The sequence below is a fragment of the Streptantibioticus ferralitis genome (assembly GCF_029223525.1).
GTDB lineage: Bacteria > Actinomycetota > Actinomycetes > Streptomycetales > Streptomycetaceae > Streptantibioticus_A > Streptantibioticus_A ferralitis.
This window is the reverse complement of record NZ_JARHTQ010000008.1, coordinates 219,937-245,553: the sequence shown is the minus strand read 5'-3', so window position 1 is coordinate 245,553 and position 25,617 is coordinate 219,937. Positions and strand designations below refer to the sequence as shown.

Below are 25,617 nucleotides of genomic sequence, written 5' to 3'. Positions count from 1 at the left end.
TTCGGTGCATGTCGTTCTCGCCGGCGGGGGGACCGCCGGCCACATCGAGCCCGCGCTCGCGCTCGCGGATGCCCTGCGTAGGCAGGACCCGACCGTGGGGATCACGGCGCTCGGTACGGAGCGGGGCCTGGAGACCAGGCTGGTTCCGGAACGCGGCTACGAACTGGCCTTGATCCCCGCAGTCCCGCTGCCGCGCAGGCCCACCCCGGAACTGATCACCGTTCCCGGTCGGCTGCGCGGCACCATCAAGGCCGCCGAGCAGGTGCTCGAGCGCACCAAGGCCTCCTGCGTGGTGGGCTTCGGCGGCTATGTGGCGCTGCCCGCGTATCTGGCCGCCAAGCGGCTCGGGGTGCCGATCGTGGTCCACGAGGCCAACGCCCGCCCCGGTCTGGCCAACAAGATCGGCTCTCGCTACGCGAAGGTCGTCGCGGTCAGCACTCCCGACAGCAAGCTGCGCGACGCCCGGTACATCGGCATCCCGCTGCGCCGCTCCATCGCGACCCTGGACCGGGCCGCGGTGCGCGCCCAGGCCCGCGCCGCCTTCGGCCTCGACCCGAACCTGCCGACCCTGCTGGTCTCCGGCGGCTCGCAGGGCGCCCGGCGGCTCAACGAGACCATCCAGGCGGTGGCTCCGCGTCTGCAGCAGTCCGGCGTCCAGATCCTGCACGCGGTCGGCCCCAAGAACGAGCTGCCGCAGCCGAACAACATGCCGGGCATGCCCCCGTATCTCCCCGTCCCGTACCTCGACCGGATGGATCTGGCGTACGCGGCGGCCGACATGATGCTGTGCCGGGCCGGTGCCATGACCGTCGCCGAGCTGTCCGCGGTGGGCCTGCCGGCCGCGTACGTCCCGCTGCCGATCGGCAACGGCGAACAGCGGCTCAACGCCCAGCCGGTGGTCAAGGCGGGCGGCGGTCTGCTGGTCGACGATGCCGAGCTCACCCCGGAGTGGGTGCTCGGCAGCGTCCTGCCGGTGCTCACCGATCCGCACCGGTTGTACGAGATGTCCCGCTCCGCCGCCGAGTTCGGCCGACGCGACGCCGACGACCTGCTCGTCGGCATGGTGCACGAGGCCATCGCCGCCGGCCGGGCAGGATAGGGAACAACGTGCGGAGGAGCTAGAGGAGGGGCAGTGGCCGGACCGACGACCGCCGACCGTGAGCGCGCTCGCCCGGCCCGGCCGCACCCCGCGGTCCGCCGCCCGCCCCGGCCCCGGCTCTCCCGGCGCGGCGTCCTGGTTCTGCTCGTCGCCGCGACGTTGCTGGTCGGCGGGGGTACGTACCTGTTCTACGGGTCACCCTGGCTGAGGGTGCGGCAGGTTGGGGTGTCGGGTACCCGGGTGCTCTCGGCCGACCAGGTCCGGGCCGTGGCGGCGGTGCGGATCGGGACGCCGCTGGTCTCGGTCGACACCGGCGCGGTGGCGGACCAGCTCCGTACGGGGCTGCCGAGGATCGCCTCGATTGACGTCGAACGGTCCTGGCCGGACAAGATCGTACTGAAAGTGACCGAGCGAACGCCAAAAGTACTTCTCAAAAAGGGCGGAAAGTTCCAGGAAGTGGACGTGAGCGGTGTCCGATTTGCTACGGACTCGACCCCGCCTTCCGGAGTTCCGATCGTCGAATTGGCTGGCGACGCCGCTTCGAGTGACCAGAGCCAGATGCCCAGCAACCGCTATTTCGGGACAGATCGACTTCTGCGTGCGACGGTGCAAGTCGCCATGGATCTCCCTGAATCCGTACAGAAGCAGACGCAAACCATCCAAGTGCGTTCGTTTGACGCCATCTCGCTGGAACTCACCGGCGGCCGCACGGTGCTGTGGGGAAGCGCCGAACACGGTGCGCGGAAGGCCGCCGCGCTGACCGCGCTGATGAAGGCGGCGGGAAGTGCCGCGCACTATGACGTGAGCGCCCCCACCGCGCCCGCGTCATCGGGTAGTTGACGGAGCAGATTGTCCGGGGCCACCCTGGTTGGCCCGCATCAGGCGTGATCACATAGGGTCAAAAGAAAAGCGGGAGGTTCGGCGTGTTCGTTGAACGAGTACCGCTTGTCGACTTAGTGTCCTGTGCAGGCGGACACAAGGAACAGACATACTGGTAACCCTAAACCTCAGGGTTAGGGTTCGGGTCGGCGTCCGAACCGTCCCATCGGCATCCGTCGGCGCACCGCGACTTCGCGAGGCGCCGACACGTAAATCGAGGCGAGAGGCCTTCGACGTGGCAGCACCGCAGAACTACCTCGCAGTCATCAAGGTCGTTGGCATTGGCGGCGGTGGCGTCAACGCCATCAACCGGATGATCGAGGTCGGGCTCAAGGGCGTCGAGTTCATCGCGATCAACACCGATGCACAGGCCCTGCTGATGAGCGACGCCGACGTCAAGCTCGATGTCGGCCGTGAGCTCACCCGCGGCCTCGGCGCCGGCGCCAACCCCGAGGTCGGCCGCAAGGCCGCCGAGGACCACCGCGAGGAGATCGAGGAGGTCCTCAAGGGGGCCGACATGGTCTTCGTCACCGCGGGGGAGGGCGGCGGCACCGGCACCGGTGGCGCACCCGTCGTCGCCAACATCGCCCGTTCGCTGGGCGCGTTGACGATCGGCGTGGTCACCCGCCCGTTCACCTTCGAGGGCCGCCGCCGCGCCAACCAGGCCGAGGACGGCATCGCGGACCTGCGCGACGAGGTCGACACCCTGATCGTCATCCCCAACGACCGTCTGCTGTCCATCTCCGATCGCCAGGTCAGTGTGCTGGACGCGTTCAAGTCGGCGGACCAGGTACTGCTCTCCGGTGTCCAGGGCATCACCGACCTGATCACCACCCCCGGCCTGATCAACCTGGACTTCGCGGACGTCAAGTCGGTGATGTCCGAGGCGGGTTCGGCGCTGATGGGCATCGGCTCGGCGCGCGGCGACGACCGCGCGGTGGCCGCCGCCGAGATGGCGATCTCCTCGCCGCTGCTCGAAGCGTCCATCGACGGTGCCCGGGGCGTGCTGCTGTCCATCTCGGGCGGCTCGGACCTGGGTCTGTTCGAGATCAACGAGTCCGCCCAACTGGTCAGCGAGGCCGCGCACCCCGAGGCCAACATCATCTTCGGTGCGGTCATCGACGACGCACTCGGCGACGAGGTCCGGGTCACCGTCATCGCGGCCGGATTCGACGGCGGGCAGCCGCCCACCAAGAACCGCGAGAAGGTGCTCGGCGCCTACGGCGGCCGTGACGAGAGCGCTTCGTCCACCCCGTCTGCAGCCTCCCGTATCGGCAGTCAGCCGACCGAGTCCCCGCGCCCGGCGTTCGGCGGCCTCGGCAGCGTCACCGCGCGTGACCCCGAGCCGGTCAGGGAGGAGCGACCGGAGCCCGCTCCGGTCGCCGAGGCCCCGACCGCTCCGCTGGCACCGCCGCAGGTGCCCCCGGCCCGTCCCTACCAGGACAGCCAGGCCGAAGAGCTGGACGTTCCCGACTTCTTGAAGTGAACCCGCGCAATTGATAATCCGGCAGCGTTATGAAGTGAGCGGCGCCCACTTCGCCTTCACCGATCGGTGGGGCGGGGTGAGCGCCGCTCCGTACGAGGAGCTCAACCTCGGCGGCGCGGTCGGCGACGACCCGCGGGCCGTGCGGACCAATCGCGAACTCGCCGCGAAGGCGCTGGGGCTTGACCCCGGTGATGTGGTCTGGATGAACCAGGTGCACGGCAACGACGTGGCCGTGGTCGACACCGCCTGGGGTGACGCACCGGTCCCCGCGGTGGACGCGGTGGTCACCGCTCGCCCCGGACTCGCGCTCGCCGTGCTCACCGCGGACTGCGTGCCGGTACTGCTGGCCGACCCGGTCGCGGGTGTGGTGTCCGCCGCACACGCCGGACGGCCCGGACTCGTCGCCGGAGTGGTTCCGGCGGCGGTCGAGGCGATGACCCGGCTCGGTGCGCGACCCGAACGCATCACCGCCTTCACCGGGCCTGCGGTCTGCGGCCGGTGCTATGAGGTGCCGGACGAGATGCGCGAGGAGGTCGCCGATGTGGTTCCGGAGGCCAGGGCCGAGACGAGTTGGGGGACGCCGTCGGTCGATGTGACGGCCGGGGTTCATGCCCAACTCGCCCGACTTGGGGTGTCAATAAGAGAGAAATCCCATATTTGCACCCTGGAGTCCGCAGACCACTTCTCGTACCGACGCGACCGCACGACGGGGCGGCTCGCCGGATATGTCTGGCTGGACGGCAGCGAGTGACGGAGAGATGACGGACAGGAAGGCCCAACTGGCCGCGAATCTGGCTCAGGTCGAGCAGCGCATCGCGGCCGCGTGTGCCGCCGCCAGGCGCGAGCGCGAGGACGTGACCCTGATCGTGGTCACCAAGACCTACCCGGCGAGCGATGTGAGGTATCTCGCGGAGCTCGGAGTGCGGGAGGTCGCCGAGAACCGCGACCAGGACGCGGCGCCCAAAGCCGCAGAATGTTCCGAACTCGACCTGAATTGGCACTTCGTGGGACAACTGCAGACCAACAAGGCCCGGTCTGTGGTGCGTTATGCGGACTTTGTGCACTCTGTCGACCGATTGCGACTGGTTGACGCACTCTCAACGGCCGCGGTCCGGGCGGAGCGCGAGGTTGGTTGCCTGGTACAGGTGGCTCTCGACGCCTCGTCAGGATCTGTGGGCGGTAGGGGTGGTGCGGCCCCGGCCGACACGGTCGCCGTGGCCGACGCGATCGCCGCCGCACCGGGGTTGCGGCTCGAGGGGTTGATGACTGTAGCGCCGCTCGCCGGTCCGTACGCGGGAAAGCCGCGGGCCGCCTTCGACCGGCTGATGGAAATCGCATCCGCACTGCGCGAATCGCATCCTGCTGCAACCATGGTGTCCGCAGGGATGAGTTCGGACCTTGAGGAAGCCGTCGCCGCCGGTGCGACACATGTCCGCGTCGGTACGGCGGTACTCGGAGTCCGTCCCGCCCTCGGGTAACGTCACGAGGAAGTCGGACCACAGCAGAAAATATGGTCATGCTCCGTCAGGACACGGAGCTGGCCCAGTGGATCCCCTCACCTGGTGACGGTGCCGATCCACCACAGAGCGGAGGACGCAGAGCATGGCCGGCGCGATGCGCAAGATGGCGGTCTACCTCGGCCTCGTGGAGGACGATGGGTACGACGGCCCGGGGTTCGACCCCGACGACGAGTTCGAGCCCGAGCCGGAACCCGACCGGGCAAGACGACAACACCAGCCAACTCAGGAGGAACCGGCGCGAATCGTGCATGCGCCGGCCCCCCGGGAACCGCGGATCGCCCCCGTGGCATCCATCACACCTGAACGCCGCACTCTGGAGAAGAACGCACCGGTGATCATGCCCAAGGTTGTGTCGGAGCGAGAGCCGTATCGAATCACCACGCTTCACCCCCGGACGTACAACGAAGCCCGTACGATCGGGGAACACTTCCGCGAGAGCACGCCGGTGATCATGAACTTGACGGAGATGGATGACACGGATGCGAAGCGTCTTGTTGACTTTGCGGCGGGTTTGGTCTTCGGTCTGCACGGGAGCATTGAACGGGTGACGCAGAAGGTGTTCCTGCTGTCTCCTGCTAACGTCGATGTCACGGCGGAGGACAAAGCCCGTATCGCCGAGGGCGGGTTCTTCAACCAGAGCTGAGACAGCGACCATGTGGAACCGGACCGACAAGGCCGGCGGAGAGCAGGGGAGAGGGGAGCGCGATGAGTGTCGCTAAACAGGTCATCTACATCGCGTTGATGTGCTTCCTGATCGTGCTGATCTTCCGGTTGGTGATGGACTACGTCTTCCAGTTCGCCCGATCGTGGCGACCTGGCAAGGTGATGGTGGTCCTTCTCGAAGCCACCTACACTGTCACCGATCCGCCACTCAAGCTTCTGCGGCGGTTTATTCCGCCGCTGCGTCTCGGGGGCGTGGCGCTCGACCTGTCCTTCTTCGTACTGATGATCATCGTCTACATCCTGATCTCCGTCGTGGCCAGGCTGTGAACGATACGGTCTTGCCGATTGCCGACGATCACGTTGAGGTGAAGAGATGCCGCTGACCCCCGAGGACGTTCGTAACAAGCAGTTCACGACCGTCCGCCTCCGCGAAGGCTATGACGAGGACGAGGTCGACGCCTTCCTCGACGAGGTCGAGGCGGAGCTCACCAGGCTGCTGCGGGAGAACGAGGACCTGCGCGCCAAACTCGCGGCGGCCACCCGCGCCGCCGCACAGAACCAGCAGCGCAAGCCCGAGCCGCAGGACCGGCAGGGTGCTCCCGTGCCCGCCGCCATATCCGGCCCGCAGCCGGTGCCGCCGGGCCAGCAGCAGATGGGCGGTCCGCCCCAACTGCCTGGCGCCCCGCAGCTTCCGGCTGGTCCGAGCGCGCAGCACGGCCCGCAGGGCCAGGGCCCGATGGGTCCCGGTCCCATGGGTCAGGGCCCGATGGGTCAGGGTCCGATGGGACAGGGCCCGATGGGTCCCGGTCCCATGGGTCAGGGCCCGATGGGTCCCGGTCCGATGGGACAGCACCCGATGCAGGGGGGTCCCGGTCACCCCATGCAGCAGGGTGGTCCCGGTGGCGACAGCGCCGCCCGGGTGCTCTCGCTGGCGCAGCAGACCGCCGACCAGGCGATCGCGGAGGCCCGTTCCGAGGCCAACAAGATCGTCGGCGAGGCGCGCAGCCGCGCCGAGGGTCTGGAGCGCGACGCCCGTGCCAAGGCGGACGCCCTTGAGCGGGACGCGCAGGAGAAGCACCGCGTCGCGATGGGCTCGCTGGAGTCGGCCCGCGCCACGCTGGAGCGCAAGGTCGAGGACCTGCGGGGCTTCGAGCGGGAGTACCGGACGCGTCTGAAGTCCTACCTGGAGAGCCAGCTGCGGCAGTTGGAGAACCAGGCGGACGACTCGCTGGCCCCGCCGCGGACGCCCGCGACCGCGTCGCTGCCCTCGTCGTCCACCATGGGCGGCTCGCTCGGCGGCGGCACCATGGGCGGCGGCTCGATGGGTGGCGGCTCGATGGGTGGCGGCATGGCCGCGGCCGGTGCCGGAGCGATGGGGCACACCAACGGTGGCAACCAGACCTACGGCGGCCAGCAGATGGGCGGTGCCGGCGGTAACCAGACCTACGGCGGTCAGCAGCAGATGTCACCGGCCATGACACAGCCGATGGCACCGGTGCGGCCCCAGGGCCCGCAGCCGCTGCAGCAGGCGCCCACGCCGATGCGGGGTTTCCTGATCGACGAGGACGACAACTGAACGCTCGCCGCCAGGCGAAGCACAGGGCCGGGCCCCCGGGGATACGTTCCCCTGGGGCCCGGCCCTTTTGGCGTTCCGCCGGACAGCGCCGTTGCGGCTGCTCGCCGCTGCGGTGCCCTCAGTCGCCGGGCGGGCTCTGGTGAGCCCGCCCGGCGACTGAGGCAAGGGGTCCGGGGCGAAGCCCCCAGGGGCGGGTGGGAAAGCTACTGCTTGCGCAAGCGGAACGTCAGCCCCAGCGCCTCGTCCGTGAACGGCTCGCCATAGGCGGAATCCGCCTCCCCCTCCGCGAAGTCAACGGCGAGGACCTCGTCGGAGACAAGCCCAGCATGCTCACCGAGCGCCTCCGCCAGTTCCCCGTCGGATGCGCGCCAGCGCAGCGCGATCCGGTCCGCCACGTCCAGGCCGCTGTTCTTGCGGGCCTCCTGGATGAGGCGGATGGCGTCCCGGGCCAGCCCCGCCCGGCGCAACTCGGGGGTGATCTCCAGGTCCAGGGCGACCGTCGCGCCCGAGTCCGAGGCCACCGACCAGCCCTCGCGCGGGGTTTCGGTGATGATGACCTCTTCCGCGGACAGCGTGATGGTCTCCCCGTTCACCTCGACCGCCGCCGTGCCCTCGCGCAGCGCCAGGGACAGCGCGGCGGCGTCCACCTCGGCGATGGCCTTGGCGACCGGCTGGGTGCCCTTGCCGAAACGCTTGCCCAGCGCCCGGAAGTTGGCCTTCGCCGTGGTGTCCACCAGCGAACCGCCGACGGAGGAGAGCGAGTCGAGGGCGCTGACGTTCAGCTCCTCCGCGATCTGGGCGCGCAGATCCGCGTCGAGCGACTCGAACCCGGCCGCCGCGACCAGCGCCCGGGACAGCGGCTGACGGGTCTTGACGCCCGACTCCGCCCGGGTCGCACGGCCCAGCTCCACCAGGCGGCGAACCAGGGTCATTCGGGCGGAAAGGGTGGGGTTGATCAGATTGTCGTCGACTTCCGGCCAGCCGGCCAGGTGGACCGAGGCCGGGGCATCCGGGGTGGTCGGGACGACCAGGTCCTGCCAGACGCGCTCGGTGATGAACGGGACCAGCGGAGCCATCAGCCGGGTGACCGTCTCGATGACGTCGTGCAGGGTGCGCAGCGCTGCCTTGTCGCCCTGCCAGAAGCGGCGGCGCGAGCGGCGGACGTACCAGTTGGACAGGTCGTCGACGAAGGCCGACAGGGCCTTGCCCGCCCGCTGGGTGTCGTAGGACTCCAGGGCGTCGGTGACGTCCCGGGTCAGCGAGTTCAGCTCGCCGAGCAGCCAGCGGTCCAGCAGCGGCCGGTCGGCCGGGGCCGGATCGGCGGCGCTGGGCGCCCAGTTCGAGGTGCGGGCGTAGAGGGCCTGGAAGGCGACCGTGTTCCAGTAGGTGAGCAGCGTCTTGCGCACCACCTCCTGGATCGTGCCGTGGCCGACCCGGCGGGCCGCCCAGGGCGAGCCGCCAGCCGCCATGAACCAGCGGACCGCGTCGGCGCCGTGCTGGTCCATCAACGGGATCGGTTCCAGGATGTTGCCCAGGTGCTTGGACATCTTGCGGCCGTCCTCGGCGAGGATGTGGCCGAGGCAGACGACGTTCTCGTAGGCGTTGCGGTCGAAGACCAGCGTGCCGACCGCCATCAGCGTGTAGAACCAGCCGCGGGTCTGGTCGATCGCCTCGGAGATGAACTGCGCCGGGTAGCTCTTCTCGAAGACCTCCTTGTTGCGGTACGGGTAGCCCCACTGCGCGAACGGCATGGAGCCCGAGTCGTACCAGGCGTCGATGACCTCGGGGACGCGGGTGGCGGTCAACTGGCAGCCCTCGGCGGTGCAGTCGAAGGTGATCTCGTCGATGTACGGGCGGTGCGGGTCCAGCGAGGTCTGGTCGGTGCCGGTGAGCTCGGTCAGCTCGGCGAGCGAGCCGACGCAGGTGAGGTGGTTCTCCGCGCAGCGCCAGATCGGCAGCGGGGTGCCCCAGTAGCGGTTGCGGGACAGCGCCCAGTCGATGTTGTTGTTCAGCCAGTCCCCGAAGCGGCCGTGCTTGACCGCCTCCGGGAACCAGTTGGTCTTCTCGTTCTCGCGGAGCAGGGCGTCCTTGATCTGCGTGGTGCGGATGTACCAGGACGGCTGTGCGTAGTACAGCAGCGCCGTGTGGCAGCGCCAGCAGTGCGGGTAGCTGTGCTCGTACGGCAGGTGCCGGAACAGCAGGCCGCGGGACTGGAGGTCGGCCACCAGCGCCTCGTCGGCCTTCTTGAAGAACTGGCCGCCGACCAGAGCCAGGTCCTCGGCGAAGGTGCCGTCCGGGTTGACCGGGTTGACCACCGGCAGGCCGTACGCGCGGCAGGTCTTGAGGTCGTCCTCACCGAAGGCGGGAGCCTGGTGGACCAGGCCGGTGCCGTCCTCGGTGGTCACGTAGTCGGCGTTGACCACGAAGTGCGCGTTCTCGATGTCCACCAGCTCGAACGGGCGCTGGTACGTCCAGCGCTCCATCTCGGTGCCGCGGTAGGTCTCACCGGTGGCGGTCCAGCCCTCGCCCAGGGCCTTGTCCAGCAGTGGTTCGGCCACCACCAGCTTCTCGCTGCCGTCGGTGGCCACCACGTAGGTGACCTCCGGGTGCGCGGCCACCGCGGTGTTGGAGACCAGGGTCCACGGGGTGGTGGTCCACACCAGCAGCGACGCCTGGCCCGCGAGGGGGCCCGAGGTGAGCTGGAAGCGGACGAAGACTGAGGGGTCGACGACCGTCTCGTAGCCCTGCGCCAGCTCGTGGTCGGACAGGCCGGTGCCGCAGCGCGGACACCAGGGCGCCACCCGGTGGTCCTGCACCAGCAGGCCCTTGTCGAAGATCTGCTGGAGCGACCACCAGACGGACTCGACGTACTCCGGGTCCATGGTCCGGTACGCCTGGTCCAGGTCGACCCAGTAGCCCATGCGCCGGGTCAGCGCGGCGAAGGCGTCGGTGTGCCGGGTGACGGAATCCCGGCACTTCGCGTTGAACTCCGCGATGCCGTAGCGCTCGATGTCCTGCTTGCCGGAGAAGCCCAGCTCCTTCTCGACGGCCAGCTCCACCGGCAGACCGTGGCAGTCCCAGCCCGCCTTGCGGGTCACATGGTGGCCCTGCATGGTCTTGAAGCGCGGGAAGACGTCCTTGAAGACGCGGGCCTCGATGTGGTGCGCGCCGGGCATACCGTTGGCGGTCGGCGGGCCCTCGTAGAAGACCCACTCGGGCCGTCCCTCGCTCTGCTCCAGGGAGCGGGCGAACACCTTGTTCTCCTGCCAGAACCCGAGCACCTCGTGCTCAAGGGCGGGCAGGTCTACCTGGGCGGGGACCTGGCGGTACTGCGTCATCGGAACGTCCTCCGGCGGATACGGTGCGATCTCCGTCGGAGGGACGAGAGCAGGTGCTCCCGCGGTACCACCCTCCTTGGCCGGGAGTCATCCCTCCCGGCCCCCTCATTGGGGTCGCGAAACCGGTTCTACTCACCCGCTGGGTTTTCCTCCGGCGGCTCCGGGGTGATCTTCACGTCGCGCACACCCCCGGGCTCACACCATCCCCGGATCGCTCATGGCTGCGTGCGGCGCTACTCGTCCCTTTCCACGCCTTTCGCTTCGGACAGTGTACGGCGAACGGGCCGGGTCCTCTTCCGGAATTCCCCGCTGACCCCTGCTGTTCCCCCACTGACCCGAATGGGGACGTTAGGCGCACTGGACGGGTCGCTACCGGGGCGTACCGGATTACCCGCCGGTGAGCTGGGCACAACGGATGCAGACCTGCCTGCTGTGGGCGAGCCCCGTTGCCGCGGGCGCCGGGTCGATTTATCGTTCCGGGACGATTCGCGAGCAAGATCACACTATGTGAAGGGGCCGCGTCCATGGTGGTGAAGAAGACCGCAGCGCCGAAGAGACCGGCGCCCACCGCCAAGAAGGCCGCCACCCAGAAGACCGCGGCCAAGAAGAGCCCAGCCAAGAAGAGCCCAGCCAAGAAGAGCCCGGCCAAGAAGACCCAGGCGAAGATTCCGGCGAAGAAGGCCCCCGCCAAGAGGACCATGGCGAAGACGGCGGCCGAGAAGGAGGCGGCGACACCCGACGCCGCAGCGGAAGGAAGGACCGGGGCGAAGAAGTCCCCGGCCAAGAAGGCCGTCGCCAGGAAGGCGGCGGCCAGGAGCACCACCACCAAGAGGGCGACGGCCGCGAAAAAGAGCGCGACCGCTAAGCAGACAGGAGCCAAGACGGTGGTTGCGAAGAAGACAGCGGCCCGTGGGGCCTCCCCGCTTCCGTCCGCGCGCGCCGCGGCGGACCCCGGCCCGGTCGACCCCGGGACCCTCGCCGTACGCCCAGGAGAGGAGCCCTGGTCACCGGCGGAGGTCGCGGAGGCGCGGACCGCGCTGATGGACGAGGCCGCTCGGCTGCGCAGCGAGATCCTCGCCTCCGAGGACGCGATCTCAGGCCTGATGCGGGACTCCGGCGATGGCGCTGGGGACGACCAGGCGGACGTCGGGACCAAGAACATCTCACGCGAGCACGAGATCGCCCTGGCCGAAAACGCCAGGGAGATGCTGCTGCAGACCGAGCACGCGCTCGAACGCCTGGACAATGGCACGTACGGCTTGTGCGAATCCTGTGGCAAGCCGATCGGAAAGGCCCGCATGCAGGCATTCCCGAGGGCAACCCTGTGCGTTGAGTGCAAGCAGCGGACCGAACGCCGCTGACCGCGGTGAACCCGGTGCCGTACGCTCGACTCCGTCAGGCAGTGCCTGACGCGGGACTCAAGGCTGAGGGACTCACGTGACGAAGGCGGAGCGACGGACCATCGGTACTCCCCCACGCCTCAAGGGCGCGGGGGGTCCCCCTGGTTTCGGACAGGTGGCGGGCGAGCCGGCGGACGGGAAGGACGCACAGGCGTCACCGGCCGCGGACGGCGCGGACACTGACGGTACTCCGGAGCCGGACGCGGCGCCGGGCGGTGCCACGGACGTGCCCGTCCCGCGCCGCAAGCGCCGGATCGCCGTGCTGTTCGGCGTTGCGGCACTCGCCTACGCCCTGGACCTGATCAGCAAGACGCTCGTGGTCCAGCATCTGGAGAACCAGCCGTCGATCCAGCTCATCGGCCACTACCTGCAGTTCGCGGCGATCCGCAACTCGGGTGCCGCCTTCGGCATCGGCCAGGGCATGACCGTGGTCTTCACGCTGATCGCGCTCATCGTGATCGGCGTGATCGCCCGGCTGGCCCGCAAGCTCTACAGCGCGCCGTGGGCGATCGCGCTGGGCCTGCTGCTCGGCGGTGCGCTCGGCAACCTCACCGACCGCATCTTCCGTTCGCCGGGTGTCTTCCAGGGCGGTGTGGTGGACTTCATCGCCCCGGCGCACTTCGCCGTCTTCAACCTGGCCGACTCCGCGATCGTCTGCGGCGGCATCCTGATCGTCTGGCTCTCCTTCCGCGGCCTCGACCCGGACGGGACCGTGCACCGGGACTGACGGCCCGTGGACCGGGGTGCCCGCCCGGTCCGGCATACTCGATCGGGTGAGCACCCTTCCCGAGACCCGCACTCTCCCGGTACCCGACGGCCTGGAGGGCGAGCGGGTAGACGCCGCGCTGGCCCGTATGTTCGGCTTTTCCCGTACGAAGGCGGCCGAGCTGGCCGCTGACGGCAAGGTACGGGTGGATGGCGCCGCCGCCGGGAAGTCCGACCGGGTGCGAGGCGGGGCGTGGCTCGAGGTCGAGATGCCCGCGCCCGCGGCGCCGGTACGGATCGTCGCCGAGCCGGTCGAGGGCATGGAGATCATCCACGATGACGATGACGTCGTCGTGATCATCAAGCCGGTCGGAGTTGCGGCGCACCCCAGCCCGGGGTGGACCGGGCCGACCGTGATCGGCGGCCTCGCCGCGGCCGGGTACCGGATCTCCACGTCGGGCGCCGCCGAGCGCCAGGGCATCGTGCACCGCCTCGACGTCGGCACCTCTGGGCTGATGGTCGTCGCCAAGTCCGAGCGGGCGTACACCCTGCTCAAGCAGCAGTTCCGGGAGCGCACCGTCGACAAGCGCTACCACGCGCTGGTGCAGGGCCACCCCGACCCGCTCAGCGGCACCATCGACGCGCCGATCGGACGCCACCCGAACCACGACTACAAGTGGGCGGTCGTCGCCGAGGGCAAGCCCAGCGTGACCCACTACGACCTCATCGAGGCGTTCCGCGCCGCCAGCCTGCTCGACATCAAGCTGGAGACCGGCCGCACCCACCAGATCCGGGTCCACATGTCCGCGCACCGCCACCCCTGCGTCGGCGATCTGACCTATGGCGCCGACCCGACGCTCGCCAAGCGGCTGAAGCTCACCCGCCAGTGGCTGCACGCGGTGCGCCTCGGTTTCGAGCACCCGGCCGACGGCCGCTGGGTGGAGTTCGACGCCCCCTATCCGGCCGACCTCCAGCACGCGCTGGACACGGTACGGGCGGACAGCGCATGACGGACCCTCAGCGCTACCGGATCGAGGTCGCGGGCGAGCCGGAGATGGACGGCTGCTTCGCCGTCCGCCGCGAGGTGTTCGTGGCCGAGCAGGGCGTTCCGGAGAGCGTGGAGATGGACGCGTACGACGCGCACGCCGTCCATCTGCTCGCCACCGGTGCCCAGGACGGGCGTCCGGCGGGCACCGTCCGCATCCTGCACGGCGCCGTCGCGCGCCGGAAGTACCCGGCGGCGGTGGACGACGACCTGACCGCGGTACTCGGGCGGCTGGCCGTGGCCAAGTCCGCCCGCGGCACCGGTCTGGGCGCCGCGCTGGTACGCGCGGTGGAGGACGAGGCGCGCCGACTCGGTCTCACCGGGATCTATCTGGAGGCGCAGACGCACGCCCTCGGTTTCTACCAGCGGCTCGGATACACCGCGTACGGGCCGGAGTTCGACGAGGGAAGCGGGATTCCGCACCAGGCGATGCGCCGCACCCTGTGAGCCGGGCGATGTGACGCTCGGGTCCTGAAACGGGCTCAGGATCCGGATTGTCAGTGGCTCGTGGCACGCTGAAGGCGGCTGACGCCAGATCTCGACTCCGGGAGCGTGCCGTCCGTGGACCGGCTCGCCCTGCTGTTCATCCTGCTGCTCGGGACCCTTGGCATGGTCCCGGTGGGAGAGCGGCTCGGGCTGCCGTCCCCGGTGCTGATGACGCTGCTCGGGGGCGTGCTGGCGGTGTTGCCGTTCGTACCGAACGTCGCCATCCGCCCCGGGCTGATCCTGCCGCTGGCGCCGCCCCCGCTGATCTACGCCGCCCCCGGCGTGCCTACGACATCGGGGCGCGGATCAGCCCGGACATGGTCGGCACCGAGCGGCGCGAGGCGGTCAAGCAGCGGGTCACGCGCCGGCGGCACATCCGCCGGGTGCACAACGAGATGATGTCCGCCGCCCGGCGGGCCGTACTCGTGGCCCGTAGCCGGCCGGGCTTCGACCCGGAGGTGGTCGACCGCGTCCTACGCCATCTCGACGTCCGCAGCCTGCACTGACGGGACCTCGGACGGTTTCTCTCCGGGGCGCGGCTGGTTCGGCGCCGGCGGCGAGCCGCCCAAGTGTGCGTGCCCTCCGCCGGAGACAGCCGTCAGCCGTTGGGCGCGCCGGGCCCCGGGCCGATGTCGTCGGGGCGCGGCCCGGCCGACACGCCGCGGTCGGGAGCCGAGGAAAGCCCGGGCGCGGGCGCGGTGTTGATCCTCGGCAGGGAGTACGGGTGCTCCCGCCGCAACCAGTCGATCAGCCGCTCCCGGATCGTGCAGCGCAGGGTCCAGATGTCGGCGGCGTCCTTGGCGGTGGCCAGCGCCCGCACCTGGATCGTGCTCGGCGTGGTGTCGGTGACCACCAGACTCCAGGCCCGGCCGTCCCACTGCTCGCAGTCCTTGAGCACCTGGTAGAGGTGCTCACGCAGCAGGTCGATGGGGGTGGCGTGGTCGAGATGGAGGAAGACCGTGCCGGTCAGTTGGGCGCTGCCGCGCGACCAGTTCTGGAACGGGTGGCTGGTGAAGTACGACACCGGCATGGTGATCCGGCGCTCGTCCCAGGTGTTGACCACCAGATACGTCAGCGTGATCTCCTCGACCGTGCCCCACTCGCCCTCGACCACCACGGTGTCGCCGAGCCGGACCATGTCGCCGAAGGCGATCTGCAGCCCGGCGAAGAGATTGCCCAGCGTGGACTGGGCGGCGATACCGGCGACAGCGGCGATCACACCCGCCGAGGCCAGCACGGATGTGCCCACCGCCTGCATGGCCGGGATCTGCATCAGCATCACGGCCGCCGCGACCACACCCACGGCCGCCGTGACCACCCGCTGGATCACCGTCACCTGGGTACGCACCCGCCGCACCCGGGCGGCGTCCTGCGAAGTGGCCGCATAGCGGGCGTAACTCGACTCGACCACGGCCGTGCTGACCCGGACGACCAGCCAGGCGAGCGCGCCGATGAGCACCAGAGCCAGCGCCCGGTTGATGCCCGTCTCATGGCCGCGCCCGATGTGCGCCGCGCTGTAACTGCCCAGCAGCAGACTGGCGCACAGCGCGATCCGCAACGGCCAGCGGCACCGGCGCAGCAGATGCCACAGCGGGTTGTCCGGGCGCCGGGCGTCGATCCTTCGCAGCATCCGGTCCACGGCCCAGCTCACTGCCAGGGTGATGACGATGGCGCTTCCGGCCACGATCACCGGTCGCAGCACGGTCTCCATATCGGCCTTCCTCGGACTCGTCGGCGTCGGCAGTCGGCACTGGTGCGCGGCTGCGGATGCCACTCCGAGGGTAACTGGCACGATGGTGCGTGTACGCCGTCCGCCCACGCGAGGAAGCTCACCACATTGGCTGCCGCTACCGTCTTTTCCGGGGGGATGCCCCCCGGACGCCCAGTGATCGTCCTGTTCCACTCCACGTACGGGCTGCGGCCCGCGGTGCACGCGGCGGCCGACCGGCTGCGTGCCGCCGGACACGAGGTGGTGGTCCCGGACCTGTTCGACGGCAGGACCGCCGACACGGTCACGGACGGAATGGCGATCAAGGACGAGATCGGCCGCGAGGAACTGCTGAGGCGGGCCGTCGCCGCCGCGGCGCCACACTCCGCGGACGGGCTGGTGTACGCGGGCTTCTCGCTCGGCGGATCCATCGCGCAGAACCTGGCCCTGGCCGACGAGAAGGCCCGCGGCCTTCTGCTGCTGCACGGCACCTCGGACATCGCGGACGATGCCGCGACCGATATCCCCGTACAACTCCACGTCGCCGAGCCGGATCCGTTCGAGCCCGACGACTGGCTGAACGCGTGGTACCTGCGGATGCGGCGGGCCGGCGCCGATGTCGAGGTGCACCGCTACCGCGGCGCGGGCCACCTCTACACCGACCCCGACCTGCCGGACTGGGACGAGGAGGCCGCGGAGCGCACCTGGTCCACGGCCCTGTCCTTCCTCGCCGAGCTGTAGCCGCCCGCTACTTCTTGGGGCCGAGCGCCTTGTCGAAGGCCGCCGCCAGCTGGGCGGAGGTGATCACACCGGTCTGCGGGAAGGCGTTACCGGCCACCGGGAAGTCCTTGTTGTCGAGCTTGGCGGTGGGGGTGGCCTGGACACCGCTGCTGTTGAAGGAGTCGGACATCTTCTTCGCCCACGCGTCGTACGTGCCGTCCTTGACCGCCTTCTGGAAGGCGGCGTTGCCCTTCAGCTCCGGAACCTGGTCGGAGATCTTGAACAGGTAGCTGTTGTCGCTGAACTTGTCGGTCGTCTCCTGCGGGTGGTTGGCCTGGGTGTACAGCGCGGTGTGGAACTTGACGAACGCGTCCGTGCTCACGTTGAGCGCCGCGCCCAGGGCGCTGAGCGCGTGCATGGAGCCGGTGCCGGGGCTGGCGCCCTGGTCGAGGAAGGTGCCGAAGGTGTACTGGATCTTGTACCGGCCGTCCTGCGCGCCCTGGAGCACGTCCTTGCCGTCCGTCTGCTCGAACAGGGCGCAGACCGGGCAGCGCGGGTCCTCGTAGAGGCTCAGGGTGTGCTGGGCGTTCTTGTTGCCGTAGATCACCGTCGTGCCGTTCGGCCCCGAGGTGTTGGCGGGCAGCACCAGCGGCTTGCTGGGGCTGCCCGAATTCGAGACGGCCACGGCGATGCCGCCCGCTATCGCGAGGGCGGCGACGACCGCGCCGCCCGCGATGAGCTGGCGGCGGAGCTTGTCCCGCTTCGCCTGCCGCTCACGCTCGGCCTTCAGACGCTCACGCGCTGACGCCTTGTTCTCCCAGGAGTTCTTGCTGCTCATGGTGATCCGCTTCTCCGTCACGGTGGTGGATGTACGTGCTGCGTGGCCCGGTGCGGCGGCCCGACGGCAGGGTCAGACCGCGGCCGGGCGCGGCGGGCCGCGACGTACGACGGAGTGCAGCAGGAGTGGCGGTACCGGCACGGCCGCCCGGGCCTCCGGCCGCCGCGCGCGCGGCCGGGCCGGTCCGGCGACGTAGGCGCACAGCACCGTGGCCGCCCGGGTCAGCGGGCGGAACGCCAACGAAGCGGTGGCGCGCAGCAGTTGGTACAGCGCCGCCTCACCGCGCCGCAGCCACCATGAGGCGAGCAGCCCCACGGCGACATGTGCGGCGAGCAGCAGCCACGGCAGCGCCGGGTCGGCGACCGGCAGCCCGGCGCCGGCCAGCGGGGTGCCGACCCGGCCGCCGTCGCAGATCACATCGGCGCCGAAGGACCGCAGCGCGCCGGTGACCGGGCCGCCGGACGGTCCGTAGCAGGTGTGCTGGCCGGTGGTGAACACGGTGTCGGCGGCCAGCTCCAGCGGCACCAGCAGCGAGGTGATCGGCCAGAAGCCGCGCTCCCGGCCGGCGAGCGCATAGGCGAGCGCGAACATGCCGAGGAAGGCGAACGCCACCGTGGGCAGCGGCAGCGGCAGCCGCGACAGCAGGACGTGCGAGGTGGTGGAGAGGGTGACGCACAGCGCGGCGAACAGCGCGGCGCGCGCCGCCCTGAAGTGTGCAGTCCCCTCCATGAGGCCAGAGTGTGCCACGGGAATCCGTATGCGGCGCCTAAAGGTCGCGCAACGATATGAGCGGGCCCCTGCTGTCAGTGCCGCGGACTAGACTTTCCACCTCTCCCAAAGCTCCCACCGGAGGTGTCCCGCACCGTGGCCAAGACCTTCACGCACCTGCACGTCCACACCCAGTACTCCCTGCTGGACGGGGCGGCGCGGTTGAAGGACATGTTCAATGCGTGCCAGGAGATGGGCATGTCGCACATCGCCATGACCGATCACGGCAACCTGCACGGCGCGTACGACTTCTACCAGCAGGCGACCGGCGCGGGGATCACTCCGATCATCGGCATCGAGGCCTATGTGGCGCCCGAGTCGCGGCGCAACAAGCGCAAGGTCCAGTGGGGCCAGCCGCACCAGAAGCGCGACGACGTCTCCGGCTCCGGTGGTTACACCCACAAGACGATCTGGGCGGCGAGCAAAACCGGTCTGCACAACCTGTTCCGGCTCTCCTCCGACGCGTACGCCGAGGGCTGGCTGCAGAAGTGGCCGCGGATGGACAAGGAGACCATCTCCCAGTGGTCGGAGGGGCTGATCGCGTCCACCGGCTGCCCGTCCGGTGAGGTGCAGACCCGGCTGCGGCTCGGGCAGTTCGACGAGGCGGTCAGGGCCGCCGCCGACTACCAGGACATCTTCGGCAAGGACCGGTACTTCCTGGAGCTGATGGACCACGGCATCGAGATCGAGCGGCGGGTCCGCGACGGGCTTCTGGAGATCGGCAAGAAGCTCGGCATCCGCCCGATCGTGACCAATGACTCGCACTACACGTATGCGCACGAGGCCGACGCGCACGACGCGCTGCTGTGCATCCAGACCGGCAAGAACCTCACCGACCCCGACCGCTTCAAGTTCGACGGCACCGGCTACTACCTGAAGACGGCCGACGAGATGTACGCCATCGACTCCTCCGACGCCTGGCAGGAGGGCTGCGCCAACACCCTGCTGGTCGCCGAGCAGGTCGACACCACGGGCTGGTTCGAAAAACGCGACCTGATGCCGCGCTTCGACGTGCCCGAGGGGTACACCGAGGTGACCTGGTTCCGCGAGGAGGTCAAGCGGGGCATGGCCCGCCGCTACCCCGGGGGTGTCCCCGAGGACCGGCAGAAGCAGGCCGAGTACGAGATGGACATCATCATCCAGATGGGGTTCCCGGGGTACTTCCTGGTCGTCGCCGACTTCATCATGTGGGCGAAGAACAACGGCATCGCGGTGGGCCCCGGCCGAGGTTCGGCGGCCGGTTCGATCGTCTCGTACGCGATGGGCATCACCGACCTCGATCCGATCGAGCACGGGCTGATCTTCGAGCGGTTCCTCAACCCCGAGCGCGTCTCCATGCCCGATGTCGACATCGACTTCGACGAACGTCGGCGCGCCGAGGTGATCCGGTACGTCACCGAGAAGTACGGCGCCGACAAGGTCGCCATGATCGGCACCTACGGCACCATCAAGGCGAAGAACGCGATCAAGGACTCCGCGCGGGTGCTGGGCTACCCGTACGCGATGGGCGACCGCATCACCAAGGCGATGCCCGCCGACGTCCTCGGCAAGGGCATCCCGCTGTCCGGCATCCTCGACCCGCAGCACCCGCGCTACGGCGAGGCGGGCGAGGTCCGGGGCATGTACGAGAACGAGCCGGATGTGAAGAAGGTGATCGACACCGCCCGCGGCGTCGAGGGCCTGGTCCGGCAGATGGGCGTGCACGCCGCGGGCGTGATCATGTCCAGCGAGACCATCACCGAGCACATCCCGGTCTGGGTCAGGCACAGCGACGGCGTCACCATCACGCAGTGGGACTACCCCACCTGCGAGTCGCTCGGCCTGCTGAAGATGGACTTCCTGGGCCTGCGCAACCTGACGATCATGGATGACGCGGTCAAGCTCATCAAGGCCAACAAGGGCATCGACATCGAGTTGCTCTCGCTGCCGCTCGACGACCCGAAGACCTACGAACTGCTGTGCCGCGGCGACACGTTGGGTGTCTTCCAGTTCGACGGTGGGCCGATGCGCTCCCTGCTGCGCATGATGAAGCCCGACAACTTCGAGGACATCTCCGCGGTTTCGGCCCTGTACCGGCCGGGGCCGATGGGCATGAACTCGCACATCAACTACGCGCTGCGCAAGAACAAGCAGCAGGAGATCACCCCGATCCACCCGGAGCTCGAGGAGCCCCTCAAGGAGGTCCTCGACATCACCTACGGCCTGATCGTGTATCAGGAGCAGGTGCAGAAGGCTGCCCAGGTGCTCGCCGGGTACTCGCTCGGCCAGGCCGACCTGCTGCGCCGGGCGATGGGCAAGAAGAAGCAGGAGGTCCTGGACAAGGAGTTCATCCCGTTCCGGGAGGGCGCGCGGGCCAAGGGCTTCTCCGACGCGGCGATCCAGGCGGTGTGGGACGTCCTGGTCCCGTTCGCCGGATACGCGTTCAACAAGGCGCACTCCTCGGCGTACGGGCTGGTCACCTACTGGACCGCGTATCTGAAGGCCAACTACCCGGCCGAGTACATGTCCGCGCTGCTGACCTCGGTGCGGGACGACAAGGACAAGTCGGCGATCTACCTGAACGAGTGCCGTCGTATGGGTATCAGGGTGCTGCCGCCGAACGTCAATGAGTCGGATGCGAACTTCACCGCGCAGGGTGATGACGTGATCCTCTTCGGCCTCACCGCGGTACGCAACGTCGGTGCGAACGTGGTGGATTCGATCATCCGTTGCCGCAAGGCCAAGGGGAAGTACACCTCGTTCCCGGACTTCCTGGACAAGGTCGAGGCGGTGGTGTGCAACAAGCGGACCGTTGAATCGCTGATCAAGGCGGGCGCGTTCGACGAGATGGGGCACACCCGGCGGGGTCTGACCGAGCACTACGAAGCGATGATCGACAACGTGGTGCAGGTCAAACGCAAGGAAGCCGAGGGCCAGTTCGACCTCTTCGGCGGTATGGGCGACGACGACGCCAAGGACGAGCCCGGTTTCGGCCTCGATGTGACCTTCTCCGACATCGAGTGGGACAAGGCGTATCTGCTCGCCCAGGAACGCGAGATGCTCGGCCTGTACGTCTCCGACCACCCCCTGTTCGGCATCGAGCATGTGCTGAACGACAAGACGGACGCCGCCATCGCCCAGCTGACCGGCGGGGACTACGCCGACGGGGCGATCGTGACCATCGGCGGCATCATCTCCGGCCTGCAGCGCAAGATGACCAAACAGGGCAACGCCTGGGCGATCGCCACCGTCGAGGACCTGGCGGGCTCCATCGACTGCATGTTCTTCCCCGCCACCTACCAACTGGTCTCCACCCAGCTCATCGAGGACGCCGTGGTCTTCGTCAAGGGCCGTCTCGACAAGCGGGAGGACGTCCCCCGGCTGGTGGCGATGGAACTCCAGGTCCCCGACCTTTCCGAGGCGTCCGCCAACGCCCCGGTGACCATCTCCATCCCCACCGTCAAGGTCACCCCGCCGCTGGTCGCCCGCCTCGGCGAGGTGCTCGACAGCCACCGGGGCAACACCGAGGTACGGGTACGGCTGCAGGGCGCCCGCAAGACCACCGTGCTCCGCCTGGACCGGCACCGGGTCGCCCCCGACCCCGCGCTGTTCGGCGATCTCAAGGCGCTGCTCGGCCCGGCCTGCCTGGGCGCGGCGCAGAACTCACAGGCCAGCTGACCACCGGCACACTACGAGGGGCGCACCCGGGTTTCCGGCTGCGCCTCTCGACGGCCTTACGGGGCCGGGCGGTTGAGCGGGCCGGTCGGGCCGCCCGCCGAAGCGGTCGGCTGCGGCGGTCAGTTGTGACCGAAGCGCTTCTGCCGACCCTTGTGCGCGATCGACATGTTCGGGATGGCCTCCTGCTGGGCCTCCATCGCGGCGGTCTTCGCCTGCTCCGCACCGCGCTCGGCCGCACTCCGGCTGCTCTCCGACTGCCGACGTTCCTGTTTCCTGTTCTTGTTCTTGGCCACGATCGTGCCTCCTGTCGGGGGATCTCGGACAATGGCCTGAGATGCGTGAGTCCCGAGACGGCTCCCGGGGTGGAACACAGACTCGCACGGCGGAACGAAAGTCGCATTTCGGGCGTTTGTAGGAGGGAAGGAGTGCCCGGATCCCGCATCCGCCACGCCGATGATCGAGTTCCGGCTCATATCCCCGGCGCGGTCGGGCAGACTCAAGGCAACATCGTGCCGGGGGGCGACCGGATGTAGAAAAGAGGGTGGAACGTGGACCGCTGCGTCGTCCTCGTGGACGCCGGCTATCTGCTCGGCGCCGCCGCGAGCCTGCTGGCCGGAGAACCCTCTCGGTCGCGGATCACCGTGGACCATGCCGCCGTCGTCCAAGGCCTGCGAGAACGCGCGGAACGTGAGACCGGCCAGCCGCTGCTGCGGATCTACTGGTTCGACGGTGCCCCGGACCGGGTTCCCCAACCCGAACACCGGCGGCTGCGGGTGATGCCGCGGGTCACCGTACGGCTCGGTGCGCTGACCCGCACCGACGGGCGCTGGGCGCAGAAGGGCGTCGACGCCGCGATGCACGCCGAGTTGTCCGAGCTCGCCCGCAACCGCGCCTGTTCCGATGTGGTCCTGGTGACCGGAGACGGCGATCTGCTGCCCGGAATGATGTCCGCCAAGGAGCACGGCGTCGCCGTCCACCTGTGGGCAGTACAGGCCGCCGACGGCGACTACAACCAGTCCGAGGACCTGGTCGCCGAGGCCGACGAGCGCCGTGTCCTTGACCGTGAGTGGATCACCCAGGCGGTGCAGGCCCGGGACACCGGGGCGGTGTGCGCGCCGCCCGGACCTCGCCCGGAGATCGCCGCGATCCTGTCCGCGCCGCTCCCCGAATCCGCGATGCGCGCCCCGGCCGCCAAACCGCCCGCCGAGCCCCCGGAACCGGTCAAGAACGGCCACGGCCCGGCGCCCGCCGAAACCGCCGCCGGAAAGACCGGCGTGCCCACCCCCAAGGACCTCGCCGGACTCGGCGGCGGCCGGGGACCCGCGGGCGGCCACCCCACCCCGCACCCGCCCCCCGCCGCCACGCTGCGCTGGTCGTCCGAGAAGGGCTGGATCGAACGCGGCCCCGGCAGTGAGGCCGCCGACCCCGGGCTGCCCACCCTCGCCCAACTCACCAGCGCCGAACAGCGCTGGGCCGACCGCGAAGAGGACATCACCGCCGTCAGCGGCGACCCGTTCGAGGTCGGACAGGTCTTCGCCCGCCGCTGGATCGACCGCCTCACCGACTCCGCCGCGCTACAGGCGCTCTCCGCCGAGTACCCCCGGGTGCCGCACCGCATCGACGGCGAACTGCTGCGCTACGCGGCCCGTTTCGGCCTGCTTGCCCACAAGGACGACCAGATCGACGAACACGACCGCTACGCCATCCGAGCGGGCTTCTGGCGCGAGGTGGACGCCCGATCGGTCTCCGCCGATCAGACGTCGTCAGCCGAGTAGCGCCCGCCGGGCGTTCGGGCGACTCCCCTGACCGGGGCCCAGGCCCACCCGGGCCCGAGGGACCGCGTACCCTCAGTGCTCGTGAGTACGGGCACTGAACAGGCGGCACCCAGCCCCGCCGCCGTGGCCCGCGAGGCGATGTGGACCGTCCGCGGGCTGGTCAAGAGCTACCCCGCCGGGCGTGCGTTCCGGCGCCGTAAGGCCGCTGCCGCGCCCGCGGCTGCGGTCCGCGCCAACGACGGCATCGACCTGGACATCCGGCGCGGTGAGATCTTCGGCCTGCTCGGACCCAACGGCGCGGGCAAGTCCACCCTGGTCCGCCAGCTCACCGGGCTGTTGCGGCCGGACGCGGGCAGCATCACCCTCCTCGGCCACGATCTGGTGGCCCACCCCGAGCGTGCTGCCCGGCTGATCGGCTACCTGGGCCAGGAGTCCACCGCCCTTGACGAGCTGACCGTCGCCCTCGCCGCCGAGACCACCGGACGGCTGCGCGGCCTCGACTCCCGTACCGCACGCGCCGAGCGGGACGCCGTACTGGAAGAACTCGGCCTGACCGACATCGCCCAGCGACCGCTGAAGCGGCTGTCCGGCGGACAGCGGCGGCTGGCCTGCTTCGCCGCCACGCTGGTGGGGGAGCGGCCGATGCTCGTCCTCGACGAGCCCACCACCGGCATGGACCCGGTCGCGCGCCGCGCGGTGTGGACCGCCGTGGACCGCCGTCGTGCCGAACGCGGCACCACCGTGCTGCTCGTCACCCACAACGTGCTCGAGGCCGAGACCGTGCTCGACCGGGTCGCCGTCATCGACCGGGGCAAGGTCATCGCCTGCGACACCCCGGCCGGGCTGAAGACGATGGTCGACGGCGACGTACGACTGGACCTGGTGTGGCGGGACGAGCCGCCGCTGGACCTGCCCGAGATCGCCGTGCTGCGGGAAGGCGCGGAAGCCGCCGGGCGCCGCTGGACGCTGCGGCTGCCCCAGGACCGGGCGCGGGCCGTGGTCGCCTCGGTCACCGCGGGACCCGCGTTCGCGGCCCTCGACGACTTCACGCTCGCCACCCCGAGCCTGGAGGACGTCTACCTGGCGCTCGGCGGAAGCCAGAAAGGACTGGTCAAGGCGTGACCACTGTGTCCGCTCGGAGGGTGCCGGTGATGCGCGGCGCCGTGGAAGACCCCACCGGACTCGCGCCGCGCGCCCGGCTGTGGCCCGCGCTGGGCGCGGTCTACCGGGCCCAGCTGTCCCGGGCCAAGGTCGCGCGCATCCCGCTGCTGTTCGTGGCGACGTTCCAGTCGGTCGGGATCATGATCCTGATGCGCGGGGTCGTCTCGACCGGCTCCGACGCCGCCCGCGCGGTGGTCTCCGGTTCCAGCGTCCTGGTGGTGGCGTTCGTCGCGCTCAACCTGCTGGCCCAGTACTTCGGGCAGCTACGGGCGTCCGGCGGACTTGACCACTACGCGACGCTGCCGGTGCCACCGGCCTCGGTCGTGCTGGGTGCGGCGGCGGCGTACGCGTCGTTCACCCTGCCGGGCACAGTGGCGACCGCGGCCGTCGGCTGCGTGCTGTTCCATCTGCCGCTCGGCGGCCTGTGGGTGCTCGGGGCGGTGGTACCGCTCGCGGGCGCCGCGCTGTCCGGGCTCGGGGCGACCCTCGGGCTGCTCGCGCCGCGCCAGGAACTCGCCACGCTGTTCGGCCAGTTGGGCATGTCGGCGGCACTGCTGCTCGGTGTGCTCCCGCCCGGGCATCTACCGGGCCCGGTGGGCTGGGCGCGGGACGCGCTGCCGTCCACGTACGGGGTGCAGGCCTTCGCCCGCACCTTCGACGTCTCGCCGGACTGGCCCGCCGTGCTGGGTGACCTGTCCGTGTGCGCCGCGGTGGGCGTGGTGTCGCTGGCGGTGGCCACCTGGGCGTACCGCAGGGCCGCGTACCGCTGAGCGGACCCGTCACAGCCGGGCCT

The 25,617-nt window shown here is 69.8% G+C and carries 22 protein-coding genes and 1 pseudogene; 18 read left to right on the top strand and 5 right to left on the bottom strand.

All coding sequences use genetic code 11. The annotated features are described in order from the left end of the window. Nucleotides 1-4 precede the first annotated feature (4 nt). From murG to P2L57_RS15380, 8 genes are all read left to right on the top strand, one after another. Nucleotides 5-1,099, top strand: a complete 1,095-nt coding sequence (gene murG / locus P2L57_RS15415) for an undecaprenyldiphospho-muramoylpentapeptide beta-N-acetylglucosaminyltransferase (RefSeq protein ID WP_275814402.1) — start codon at nucleotides 5-7, stop codon at nucleotides 1,097-1,099. Nucleotides 1,100-1,132: 33 nt separating this feature from the next. Continuing rightward, on the top strand, nucleotides 1,133-1,939 hold the full coding sequence (locus tag P2L57_RS15410) for a cell division protein FtsQ/DivIB (RefSeq protein WP_275814399.1): 807 nt from the start codon (nucleotides 1,133-1,135) through the stop codon (nucleotides 1,937-1,939). Nucleotides 1,940-2,213: 274 nt separating this feature from the next. Next, the gene (gene ftsZ / locus P2L57_RS15405; RefSeq protein WP_275814396.1) at nucleotides 2,214-3,464 is read left to right on the top strand and encodes a cell division protein FtsZ; all 1,251 of its coding nucleotides are present in this window, start codon (nucleotides 2,214-2,216) and stop codon (nucleotides 3,462-3,464) included. Nucleotides 3,465-3,498: 34 nt separating this feature from the next. Continuing rightward, complete coding sequence (gene pgeF / locus P2L57_RS15400) at nucleotides 3,499-4,215, top strand: peptidoglycan editing factor PgeF (RefSeq protein ID WP_372515719.1); 717 nt, start codon at nucleotides 3,499-3,501, stop codon at nucleotides 4,213-4,215. A 7-nt stretch (nucleotides 4,216-4,222) separates the two neighbouring features. Then, nucleotides 4,223-4,942, top strand: coding sequence for a YggS family pyridoxal phosphate-dependent enzyme (locus tag P2L57_RS15395; RefSeq protein WP_275814393.1), 720 nt, complete (start codon nucleotides 4,223-4,225; stop codon nucleotides 4,940-4,942). 124 nt (nucleotides 4,943-5,066) lie between these two features. Continuing rightward, complete coding sequence (locus P2L57_RS15390) at nucleotides 5,067-5,627, top strand: cell division protein SepF (protein WP_269854375.1); 561 nt, start codon at nucleotides 5,067-5,069, stop codon at nucleotides 5,625-5,627. Nucleotides 5,628-5,689: 62 nt separating this feature from the next. Then, nucleotides 5,690-5,974: a YggT family protein gene (locus P2L57_RS15385; RefSeq protein ID WP_275814387.1), complete on the top strand. Its 285-nt coding sequence runs from the start codon at nucleotides 5,690-5,692 to the stop codon at nucleotides 5,972-5,974. A gap of 46 nt (nucleotides 5,975-6,020) precedes the next feature. Beyond that, a complete protein-coding gene (locus tag P2L57_RS15380) occupies nucleotides 6,021-7,223 on the top strand; it encodes a DivIVA domain-containing protein (protein ID WP_275814384.1) in 1,203 nt (400 codons plus the stop codon). Nucleotides 7,224-7,426: 203 nt separating this feature from the next. On the opposite strand, the gene ileS is transcribed toward P2L57_RS15380, so the two are convergent. Then, nucleotides 7,427-10,561: an isoleucine--tRNA ligase gene (gene ileS / locus P2L57_RS15375; protein WP_275814381.1), complete on the bottom strand. Its 3,135-nt coding sequence runs from the start codon at nucleotides 10,559-10,561 to the stop codon at nucleotides 7,427-7,429. 524 nt (nucleotides 10,562-11,085) lie between these two features. On the opposite strand from ileS, the gene P2L57_RS15370 reads away from it, so the two are divergent. The 5 genes and pseudogenes from P2L57_RS15370 to P2L57_RS15350 all read left to right on the top strand — a co-directional run. Continuing rightward, a complete protein-coding gene (locus P2L57_RS15370) occupies nucleotides 11,086-11,922 on the top strand; it encodes a TraR/DksA family transcriptional regulator (protein WP_275814378.1) in 837 nt (278 codons plus the stop codon). A gap of 76 nt (nucleotides 11,923-11,998) precedes the next feature. Then, entirely contained in the window at nucleotides 11,999-12,688 is a 690-nt protein-coding gene (gene lspA, locus P2L57_RS15365; protein ID WP_275814375.1) for a signal peptidase II, read from the top strand. 46 nt (nucleotides 12,689-12,734) lie between these two features. Further along, complete coding sequence (locus P2L57_RS15360) at nucleotides 12,735-13,676, top strand: RluA family pseudouridine synthase (protein ID WP_275814372.1); 942 nt, start codon at nucleotides 12,735-12,737, stop codon at nucleotides 13,674-13,676. Then, a complete protein-coding gene (locus P2L57_RS15355; RefSeq protein WP_275814369.1) occupies nucleotides 13,673-14,158 on the top strand; it encodes a GNAT family N-acetyltransferase in 486 nt (161 codons plus the stop codon). The genes P2L57_RS15360 and P2L57_RS15355 overlap by 4 nt, the downstream gene beginning before the upstream one ends. 317 nt (nucleotides 14,159-14,475) lie before the next feature. Then, a pseudogene (locus P2L57_RS15350) lies at nucleotides 14,476-14,703 on the top strand (Na+/H+ antiporter); the annotation flags it as partial. Between the two features lie 92 nt (nucleotides 14,704-14,795). On the opposite strand, the gene P2L57_RS15345 reads toward P2L57_RS15350, so the two are convergent. Then, a complete protein-coding gene (locus tag P2L57_RS15345) occupies nucleotides 14,796-15,908 on the bottom strand; it encodes a mechanosensitive ion channel family protein (RefSeq protein ID WP_275814366.1) in 1,113 nt (370 codons plus the stop codon). 156 nt (nucleotides 15,909-16,064) lie between these two features. Between P2L57_RS15345 and P2L57_RS15340 the strand changes: the two genes are divergently transcribed. Further along, the gene (locus tag P2L57_RS15340) at nucleotides 16,065-16,646 is read left to right on the top strand and encodes a dienelactone hydrolase family protein (protein WP_275814363.1); all 582 of its coding nucleotides are present in this window, start codon (nucleotides 16,065-16,067) and stop codon (nucleotides 16,644-16,646) included. Nucleotides 16,647-16,653: 7 nt separating this feature from the next. Here P2L57_RS15340 and P2L57_RS15335 read toward each other — a convergent pair whose 3' ends face one another. Beyond that, nucleotides 16,654-17,463: a thioredoxin domain-containing protein gene (locus tag P2L57_RS15335; RefSeq protein WP_275814627.1), complete on the bottom strand. Its 810-nt coding sequence runs from the start codon at nucleotides 17,461-17,463 to the stop codon at nucleotides 16,654-16,656. Between the two features lie 72 nt (nucleotides 17,464-17,535). Further along, entirely contained in the window at nucleotides 17,536-18,192 is a 657-nt protein-coding gene (locus P2L57_RS15330) for a hypothetical protein (RefSeq protein WP_275814361.1), read from the bottom strand. A 135-nt stretch (nucleotides 18,193-18,327) separates the two neighbouring features. Here P2L57_RS15330 and dnaE point away from each other — a divergent pair, with 135 nt between their 5' ends. After that, a complete protein-coding gene (gene dnaE, locus P2L57_RS15325) occupies nucleotides 18,328-21,888 on the top strand; it encodes a DNA polymerase III subunit alpha (RefSeq protein WP_275814358.1) in 3,561 nt (1,186 codons plus the stop codon). Between the two features lie 119 nt (nucleotides 21,889-22,007). Here dnaE and P2L57_RS15320 read toward each other — a convergent pair whose 3' ends face one another. Then, entirely contained in the window at nucleotides 22,008-22,181 is a 174-nt protein-coding gene (locus P2L57_RS15320) for a hypothetical protein (RefSeq protein ID WP_275814355.1), read from the bottom strand. Nucleotides 22,182-22,436: 255 nt separating this feature from the next. On the opposite strand from P2L57_RS15320, the gene P2L57_RS15315 reads away from it, so the two are divergent. The 3 genes from P2L57_RS15315 (at nucleotide 22,437) to P2L57_RS15305 (ending at nucleotide 25,594) form a co-directional block, all read left to right on the top strand. Further along, nucleotides 22,437-23,663, top strand: a complete 1,227-nt coding sequence (locus P2L57_RS15315; protein WP_275814352.1) for an NYN domain-containing protein — start codon at nucleotides 22,437-22,439, stop codon at nucleotides 23,661-23,663. 81 nt (nucleotides 23,664-23,744) lie between these two features. After that, entirely contained in the window at nucleotides 23,745-24,785 is a 1,041-nt protein-coding gene (locus tag P2L57_RS15310; RefSeq protein WP_372515718.1) for an ABC transporter ATP-binding protein, read from the top strand. Between the two features lie 29 nt (nucleotides 24,786-24,814). Beyond that, a complete protein-coding gene (locus P2L57_RS15305) occupies nucleotides 24,815-25,594 on the top strand; it encodes an ABC transporter permease (protein ID WP_275814621.1) in 780 nt (259 codons plus the stop codon). Nucleotides 25,595-25,617 lie beyond the last annotated feature (23 nt).